The organism is Nocardioides carbamazepini, assembly GCF_024614185.1.
Lineage (GTDB): Bacteria > Actinomycetota > Actinomycetes > Propionibacteriales > Nocardioidaceae > Nocardioides > Nocardioides carbamazepini.
Genome location: NZ_JAHTLF010000008.1, coordinates 461041 through 468846, shown reverse-complemented (window position 1 = coordinate 468846; position 7806 = coordinate 461041). Strand labels below are relative to the sequence as shown.

Below are 7806 nucleotides of genomic sequence, written 5' to 3'. Positions count from 1 at the left end.
GGTGGTGCTTGACGAGCTCGGAGCGCTGCTCCTTGATGAGGACGGCGCGGGTGCGGAAGTCGGGGTCGTCGCTGTCGAGGGCCTTGGCGATGACGGCCTTGATGGACTCGGCCTCGATGCGGGCCTGAGCGGGGTCGTAGACGCCGCAGGGCAGGTCGCAGTGGGCGGAGACCTCGACGGTCGGGGCGACGAAGCTCGTCGTGAGACGGGAGAACATGTCGGTCCTCTCTGTTGTTCGGCGGATGGTCCAGCAGGTGGGTACGTGCTGCCTGCGAGACTACTCGTCATGGCCGATGCGGTGGTGGGAGGGAGGCGTCCCGGGGGGACGCGCCTCCGGATCGGCGTCGCGCTGGTGCGGGGCGACTCGATGCGGCCCACGCTGCGGCCCGATGACCGTCTCCTGGTCGTGTACGGCGCCCGGGTGCGGGCGGGGCGCGTCGTCGTGGCCCGGTTCGCCGACGGCACGCTCGTCGTCAAGCGCGCCACCGAGCGCCGGGGGAGCGGCTGGTGGCTGCGCGGCGACAACCCGGGGGTCGGGGTGGACTCGCGGCACCGGGGACCGGTCCCGGACGAGGCCGTGCTGGGCGTCGTACGGGCCCGGCTCTGGCCGCGGCCCCGGACGCTGGGCAGGTTCGAGGATGTGAAAGGATGAACGATCGTGGCTGACGTTCTTTCCTCCCATCCGCGCGCGGGTGAGCCGGTCTTCGATCTGCACCTCGGCGGAAAGATGGCGACCGTACCCACGGCCGACGTCGGCACCCGCGACCAGCTCTCGCTGGCCTACACCCCCGGCGTCGCCGAGGTGTGCGAGGCGATCGCCGCCGATCCCGAGCTGACCCGCTACTACACGTGGGTCCCCAACACGGTCGCCATCGTCACCGACGGCACCGCCGTGCTCGGCCTCGGCGACATCGGTCCCGCCGCCGCGATGCCGGTGATGGAGGGCAAGGCCGTGCTGTTCAAGCAGTTCGGCGGCGTCGACGGCATCCCGATCTGCCTGGCCACCACCGACGTCGAGGAGATCATCGAGACCGTCGTCCGGCTCGCGCCGAGCTTCGGCGGCATCAACCTCGAGGACATCTCCGCGCCGCGCTGCTTCGAGATCGAGGACCGTCTCAAGGAGGCCCTCGACATCCCGGTCTTCCACGACGACCAGCACGGCACCGCCGTGGTGACGCTGGCCGCGCTCGTCAACGCGCTCAAGCTCACCGGCCGCACCGCCGAGACGACCCGCGTGGTCATCTCCGGCGCGGGTGCCGCCGGCGTGGCGATCGCGAAGATCCTGCTGGCCGCGGGCGTCAAGGACATCGCGGTGACCGACCGCAAGGGCGTGGTCAGCTCCGATCGCACCGACCTGACCGCGTCGAAGAAGGCGCTGGCCGAGCTCACCGCCGACCAGTGCGGCCGGCGCGGCACCCTGGCCGACGCCTTCGACGGCGCCGACGTCTACATCGGCGTCTCGGGCGGCACCGTTCCTGAGGAGGTCGTGGCCACGATGGCCGACGACGCGATCATCTTCGCGATGGCCAACCCGAACCCGGAGGTGCACCCCGAGGTGGCACACCGGCACGCGCGGGTCGTCGCGACCGGTCGCTCCGACTTCCCCAACCAGATCAACAACGTGCTGGCGTTCCCGGGCATCTTCCGCGGGGCGTTCGACGTCCACGCGAGCGCCATCACCGAGGGCATGAAGGTCGCCGCCGCGGACGCGCTCGCCGCGCTGGTGGGCGACGACCTGTCCGAGGACCTGGTCATCCCGTCGCCGTTCGACCCGCGGGTGGGGCCCGCGGTCGCCGCCGCCGTGGCCGAGGCCGCCCGCCGGGACGGCGTCGCGCGCATCTGACCCACCCTTCGAACGGAGGGTCCGGCGTCCGAGGAGAGTCGCTAGGGTCGGAGGCGTGCTTGCCGTCTATGCCGACTCCTTCGCCAGCTCCGCCGACGACCCACTGACCGGCCTCGTGGTCGGGGAGCGGCCCGACCCGGTCGCCCCGGACGGCTGGACCACCGTCACGGTGAAGGCGGCCTCGCTCAACCACCACGACCTGTGGTCGCTGCGCGGCGTCGGCCTCAGGACCGAGGCCCTGCCGATGATCCTCGGCTGCGACGCGGCGGGCTACGACGAGGACGGCAACGAGGTCGTCGTCCACGCCGTGATCTCCGACCCGGACTGGACCGGCGACGAGACGCTCGACCCCAAGCGGTCGCTGCTGTCCGAGCGGTACCAGGGCACGCTGGCCGACCGGGTCGTCGTGCCGCGGCGCAATGTGGTGCCCAAGCCGGCCTCGCTGTCCTTCGAGGAGGCCGCCTGCCTGCCGACCGCCTGGCTGACGGCGTACCGCATGCTCTTCACCCAAGGGGGGCTCAAGGCCGGCGACACGGTGCTCGTCCAGGGCGCCGGCGGCGGTGTCGCCACCGCGCTCATCGCGCTGGCCCGCGCCGGCGGCCTGCGGGTGCTCGCGACCAGCCGCGACGAGGCGAAGCGGGCCAAGGCGCTCGAGCTCGGCGCGCACGAGGTGTTCGAGTCCGGCGCCCGGCTGCCCGTGAAGGTCGACGCGGTGATGGAGACGGTCGGACGCGCGACCTGGTCGCACTCCATCCGCGCCCTGCGCCCCGGTGGCAGGATCGTCATCTCCGGCACCACGTCGGGGCCGAACCCCGATGACGCCGAGCTGACCCGGATCTTCTTCCTCCAGCTCAGCGTGGTCGGCTCCACGATGGGCACCCGCAGTGAGCTGGCCGCTCTCGTCAACCTGCTCGACAGCACCGGCGTGCGTCCGGTCATCGACCGGGTGTTGCCCTTGGCGGATGCCCGTGACGGGTTCGCCGCCATGGCCGCCGGCGACGTCTTCGGCAAGGTCGTCTTCACGCGCTGACGGCGTGGGAGTTTCGCCGGTCAGCCGGTGAAACTCACTCCTGACCGATGAAGTTTCATCGGCCAAGCGGGAGTTTCGCCGGTCGACCGGCGAAACTTGTGACAGGTGGGACTTGGCAAACCCCTGCTTTTAACCATTGGCGGGAATGACTGTCGGTGGTGGACGATTGACTCCTGTCAGCGCCCGATCGGGCGGGCCGATGAATTTCTTGGGCTCGTCGTGTCGATTCGGTGACGGCTGGTTCGTCGTACCTGTGAAGCGACGGTCAGCCCGAGCCACGCGGCGTCACCTGGTCGGCCACCGCTTGACCATGCCACCCAACCGATAGGACCTGTCATGACTGCGCCCTCCGGACCCGCGGAGACCGGCGACATCGCCGAGTTCGAGCAGGAGTTCACGAGCGCCTCGGTGACCCCGGGCCGGACTCCCCTCGTCATCAAGCTGCTGGTCGCGGCGACCTTCGTCGTGATCTTGAACGAGACGATCATGGTCAATGCGATCCCGCGGCTGATGACCGAGTTCGAGATCACCTCGACCACCGCCCAGTGGGCGCTGACCGTGTTCATGCTGACCATGGCCGCCGTCATCCCGGTCACCGGCTGGTTCCTCCAGCGGGTGACCACGCGCACGGCGTACGCCACGGCGATGACGACCTTCAGCATCGGCACCGTGATCGCCGCCGCCGCTCCGTCCTTCGAGATCCTGCTGGTCGGCCGGGTCGTCCAGGCGGGCGGCACGGCGGTGATGATGCCGCTGCTCATGACGACCCTGATGACGGTCGTGTCGGCCGCGGACCGCGGCCGCGTCATGGGCCAGGTCACGCTGGCCATGTCCTGTGCGCCGGCGCTCGGCCCGGCGGTGTCCGGCATCCTGCTCGACCTGGGCTCGTGGCGGCTGATCTTCGTCGCGGTGCTCCCGATCGCGGTGCTGGTCGGCTTCTTCGGGTTCCGGCAGCTCGAGAACGTCGGCGAGACGACCCGCAGCCCGATCAGCTGGGTGAGCGTCGTGCTCGCGGCCGGTGGCTTCAGCCTCTTCGTCTACGGTCTCAGCAAGGTCGGCAACGCCGCGTGGACCGAGCCGACGCTGCTCATCGGCTCCGGCGTCATCCTGATCGCGCTGTTCGGGGCACTGCAGATCCGCCTCCAGCGCTCCGAGCGTCCGCTGCTCGACCTGCGCACCCTGCTGCACCGCAACTACGCGGTGTCGCTGGTCCTCATGGCGGCCGGCTTCATGGCCTTCCTCGGCTCGATGATCCTGCTGCCGCTCTACCTCCAGGACCTGCGCGGGCTGACCGAGCTGCAGACCGGCCTGCTGGTCATGCCCGGTGGCCTCGCGATGGGCGTGCTCGGCCCGCAGGTCGGCAAGGTCTACGACCGGATCGGCGCCCGGCCGCTGGTCATCCCGGGCGCGGTCGCGATGGTGGCGCTGCTGTTCGGTCTGAGCCGGATCGGCGCCGAGACGCCGTACGCCGTCATCCTGGCGCTGCACATCGGGCTGATGGTGAGCCTGGCGATGGTGTTCACGCCGGTCTTCACGATCGGCCTGGGCGACCTCCCGCCGCACCTCTACTCGCACGGCAGCTCGCTGCTCGGCACGCTCCAGCAGGTGGCCGGCGCCGTCGGCACGGCACTGCTGGTGGTCATCATGACCAACCGCACCGAGCATCTCGCCGAGGCCGGCAAGCACCCGGTCGACGCGTTCATGGGCGGACTGCAGTGGGCGTTCGCCGCGGGTGCGGTGATCGGGCTCGTGGTGGTCGCGATGGCGCTGCTGCTGCCGTCGAAGGTCGATGCTCCCGAGGGGGCGCACGGCGGTCACTGATCGCTGAGGCACAGCCGGCCCGGCCCCCAGTGGGGCCGGGCCGGTCTGCGTCTCCGGGGGATGCCCCTAGCGAGACCCGAGGAAGCCGTCGAGCAGCGGCCAGCTGACCTCGGCGGACTTCGGCCCGGCGACCAGGCCGAGGTGGCTGAGGCCGTCCGCGGCGGCGTAGCGCGCACAGGGAACCACGTCGACGCCGGCCCGCACGGCCGGCCCGTCGGCGATGTTGTCGGTCTCGCTGCCGATGAACAGCACGGGCGCGCGGACGTCCGCGAGGCGGATCTCGCGTCGCCGGCTGAGCCGTACCGCGCCGGCGGCGAGCTCGTTGCGCACCATCAGCCGGGTGTGGATCTGGTGGTACGCGCGACCGGGGTAGCCGGGCATCTCGCCGATGAACCCGTCGATGGCGCTGGTCCGCGCCAGGGTCTCGGCGTCGAGGATGTTGCGCGCCAGGTGCACCGCCTTGGTCAGCTCACGGCGCGGCGCCATGGCGCGGTAGCTGGCCCGCACCAGGTGCCGGGGCACCCCGCCGAGCGCGGCGGTCGGAGCGGTGACGGCCCGGGTGCCGAGCACCCGGTCGGCGACCACGAGGGGCTGGATCGCCGGGATCCGCGTGTAGTCGATCGGCGTCCCGAAGGCGGTCAGGGACGCGATCGGGAGGTCCGGGTGGGCGGCTGCGGTGAGCAGGCTCATCGTCCCGCCGAGCGACCAGCCGACCAGGTCGACGCCGTCCGCCGCGTCCCCGCCGGCGGCGTGGTCGGCGAGCACCGCACGGATCGCGGTCGGGAGGATGTCGTCGACCCACGCCTCGAAGCCCATGCCGCGGTCGGCGAAGGTGATCCGCCCGTAGTCGACGAGGTACGTCGCCCGGCCGGTCCCGAGCAGGTGGGCGGCGAGGCTCTGCCCGGGGCGCAGGTCGAAGCAGCGCGCCGACACCGCGAGCGGTGGGACGAGCAGGACCGGGCGCCCGGCCCGGGCCGAGGAGGTGCGGTCGTACCGGACGAGGCGCCGGTGCGGGGCGTCGGAGAGCACGGTGGCCGGCAGGCCGTCGTACTGCTCGATGCCGTCACCGAGGGGCGAGATCGCCCAGGCGTTGCGGGCGGCGGTGCTCAGGAGGTCTGCTGCGGTCGGCACCGCGACATGGTCGCGGTCCCGGCGACCGGACGTCCACCGAACGTGACGAGGCCGACGTTCACGGGGTACGCGACTGCCAGTTCCGCGCGCCCACCAGCAGCATCCGGATCTGGGTCCGCGCGTCGTCGGCGACCCGCTGCTCGGCCGGTGAGCCGGGGGAGGTGCCGAGAAGGCGCTCGGCGGTGATGACCATCGCGCCGACGATGAGGGCGGAGAGCACCTGGAGATCGTGGTCGGTCCAGGTGTCGGTGCCGGGCAGGTGGGCGAGGTCGGTGGCGAGCTCGCGCTCCGCGAGCTCGATGCCGCGGGCGATCGCCTCGCGCACCCCGGCCGGGCCGGCGAACCGCTCACGGGCGATGAAGCCGTAGTGCGCGTGGTCCTGTCGCACCTGCTCGACGAGGACGGAGACCGACCCGTCGATGATCGTGGCGGCGTCCTCGCCCGCCGTGTGCCGCAGCTCGCGCAGCAGCGCCCGCAGCGTGTCGAGCGACTCCTCGACGAGCGCGAGCCCGAGGTCCTCGATCGAGGGGAAGTGCCGATAGAACGCGGTCGGCACGATGCCGACCTCCTTGGCGACCTGGCGCAGGGACAGTGCGACCAGTGCTGATCCCTCCGACAGGGAGAGGGCGGCGTCGAGGATCGCGCGGCGGGTCCGCTCCTTGCGCTCGCCACGGCTCTCGGTCATGTCGACGATCCTACGAGAGTGAACATGTGTGCACTGTCACGCGGTCGGATCGTTGACCGCGCCTGGGCGGGCGGGTGAGAGTTTGGGAGTACAGTCGTACACTGAACTTCCGCCAACGAAGGAGGCGCGATGTCCGCGCTCATCTCTCCGCCGGCCGCCGCCGGCCCCGTCGGGCGGCTCCTGCGCTCGCGGCTGGCCGCGGCGCTGACCACCCCGCACGGCGTGGACCGGTACCTCGAGCGGTTCAACCCGATGTGGGCCGCCCACGAGGTGCGGGCCCGGGTGGTGTCGATCCATCGCGAGACCGAGGGCGGTGCCGATGGCACCGCGCCCGTCGCGACCCTGACCCTCCAGCCCACCAGCACCTGGCGCGGCCACCGCGCCGGCCAGCACGTCCTCGTCGGCGTCGAGCTCCCCGGCTCGGCCAAGCGACACACCCGGGCGTTCTCGATCTCCTCGGCCGCCTCGGCGCCGGGAGAGCGGTTCACGCTCACGATCCGCGCCCACGACGAGGGCCAGGTGTCGTCGTACCTCGTCCGCGAGGCACGACCCGGCACCCTGCTGCACCTCAGCCAGGCCCAAGGCGAGTTCACCCTCGTCGAGAGCCCGGCGACACCCACCATCAGCCGGCTGCTGTTCGTCACCGGCGGCTCCGGCATCACCCCGGCCATGTCGATGGTCCGCACCCTTCTCCGTGACGGGTATGACGGCCACGCCGGTCGCAAGGTCACCTTCCTGCACTTCGCGCGCAGTCCCGAGGACCAGATATTCGGCGCCGAGCTCGCCGAGATCGCCGCCGCCGACAACGGCGTCGACGTCCACCTGAGGTACGGCGACCAGCTCTTCAGCGAGTTCGAGCTGCGTCGCCTGGTCCCCGACTTCCGCGACACCGACACCTGGCTGTGCGGACCGGCCGGTCTGGTCGAGCTCGTCCGGGACGCCTACACCGCCGCCGACGGCGAGACCTCGCCACGACTGCGGATGGAGTTCTTCAAGCCGGCTGTCGCGCGGGCCGCGGCGACAGGCGCGGAGGTTGCGGGCGAGGTGTCCTTCACCCGCTCCGGCGCGACCACCGCCGCCACCGGCGTGAGCCTGCTGGAGCAGGCCGAGGAGCTGGGCCTGAAGCCGGAGTTCGGCTGCCGGATGGGCATCTGCTTCTCCTGCACCCGTACCAAGACCGCGGGCACCGTCCGCAACGTCCTCACCGGCGAGGAGTCCTCCTTGCCGGACGAGGAGATCCGCATCTGCGTCACCGCCGCCGCCGGTGACTGCCACATCGACCTCTGAGGAGCCCTC

At 71.6% G+C, this 7806-nt stretch carries 8 protein-coding genes; 5 read left to right on the top strand and 3 right to left on the bottom strand.

Annotated elements, in window-relative coordinates; translation table 11 throughout:
- Nucleotides 1-217, bottom strand: a 217-nt coding sequence (locus KVF89_RS04805; protein WP_257423825.1) for a superoxide dismutase [Ni], incomplete at its 3' end; no start/stop codon positions are given.
- Between the two features lie 69 nt (nt 218-286).
- On the opposite strand from KVF89_RS04805, the gene sodX reads away from it, so the two are divergent.
- The 4 genes from sodX (at nt 287) to KVF89_RS04785 (ending at nt 4694) form a co-directional block, all read left to right on the top strand.
- Nucleotides 287-652 carry a nickel-type superoxide dismutase maturation protease gene (gene sodX / locus KVF89_RS04800; protein WP_257423824.1) on the top strand — a complete coding sequence of 122 codons (366 nt, stop codon included), beginning with the start codon at nt 287-289 and terminating at the stop codon, nt 650-652.
- Between the two features lie 3 nt (nt 653-655).
- Nucleotides 656-1843 carry an NAD(P)-dependent malic enzyme gene (locus tag KVF89_RS04795; protein WP_443689993.1) on the top strand — a complete coding sequence of 396 codons (1188 nt, stop codon included), beginning with the start codon at nt 656-658 and terminating at the stop codon, nt 1841-1843.
- Between the two features lie 55 nt (nt 1844-1898).
- Complete coding sequence (locus tag KVF89_RS04790; protein WP_257423823.1) at nt 1899-2873, top strand: zinc-binding dehydrogenase; 975 nt, start codon at nt 1899-1901, stop codon at nt 2871-2873.
- Nucleotides 2874-3209: 336 nt separating this feature from the next.
- Nucleotides 3210-4694, top strand: coding sequence for an MDR family MFS transporter (locus KVF89_RS04785; protein WP_257423822.1), 1485 nt, complete (start codon nt 3210-3212; stop codon nt 4692-4694).
- Nucleotides 4695-4760: 66 nt separating this feature from the next.
- Here the strand turns inward: KVF89_RS04785 and KVF89_RS04780 are convergent, their stop codons facing one another.
- A complete protein-coding gene (locus tag KVF89_RS04780; protein WP_257423821.1) occupies nt 4761-5825 on the bottom strand; it encodes a polyhydroxyalkanoate synthase family protein in 1065 nt (354 codons plus the stop codon).
- 58 nt (nt 5826-5883) lie between these two features.
- Nucleotides 5884-6510, bottom strand: coding sequence for a TetR family transcriptional regulator (locus KVF89_RS04775; RefSeq protein ID WP_257423820.1), 627 nt, complete (start codon nt 6508-6510; stop codon nt 5884-5886).
- Between the two features lie 129 nt (nt 6511-6639).
- On the opposite strand from KVF89_RS04775, the gene KVF89_RS04770 reads away from it, so the two are divergent.
- Nucleotides 6640-7797 (top strand): ferredoxin reductase, encoded by a 1158-nt coding sequence (locus KVF89_RS04770; RefSeq protein ID WP_257423819.1) that lies wholly within the window; start codon nt 6640-6642, stop codon nt 7795-7797.
- Nucleotides 7798-7806: the final 9 nt, after the last annotated feature.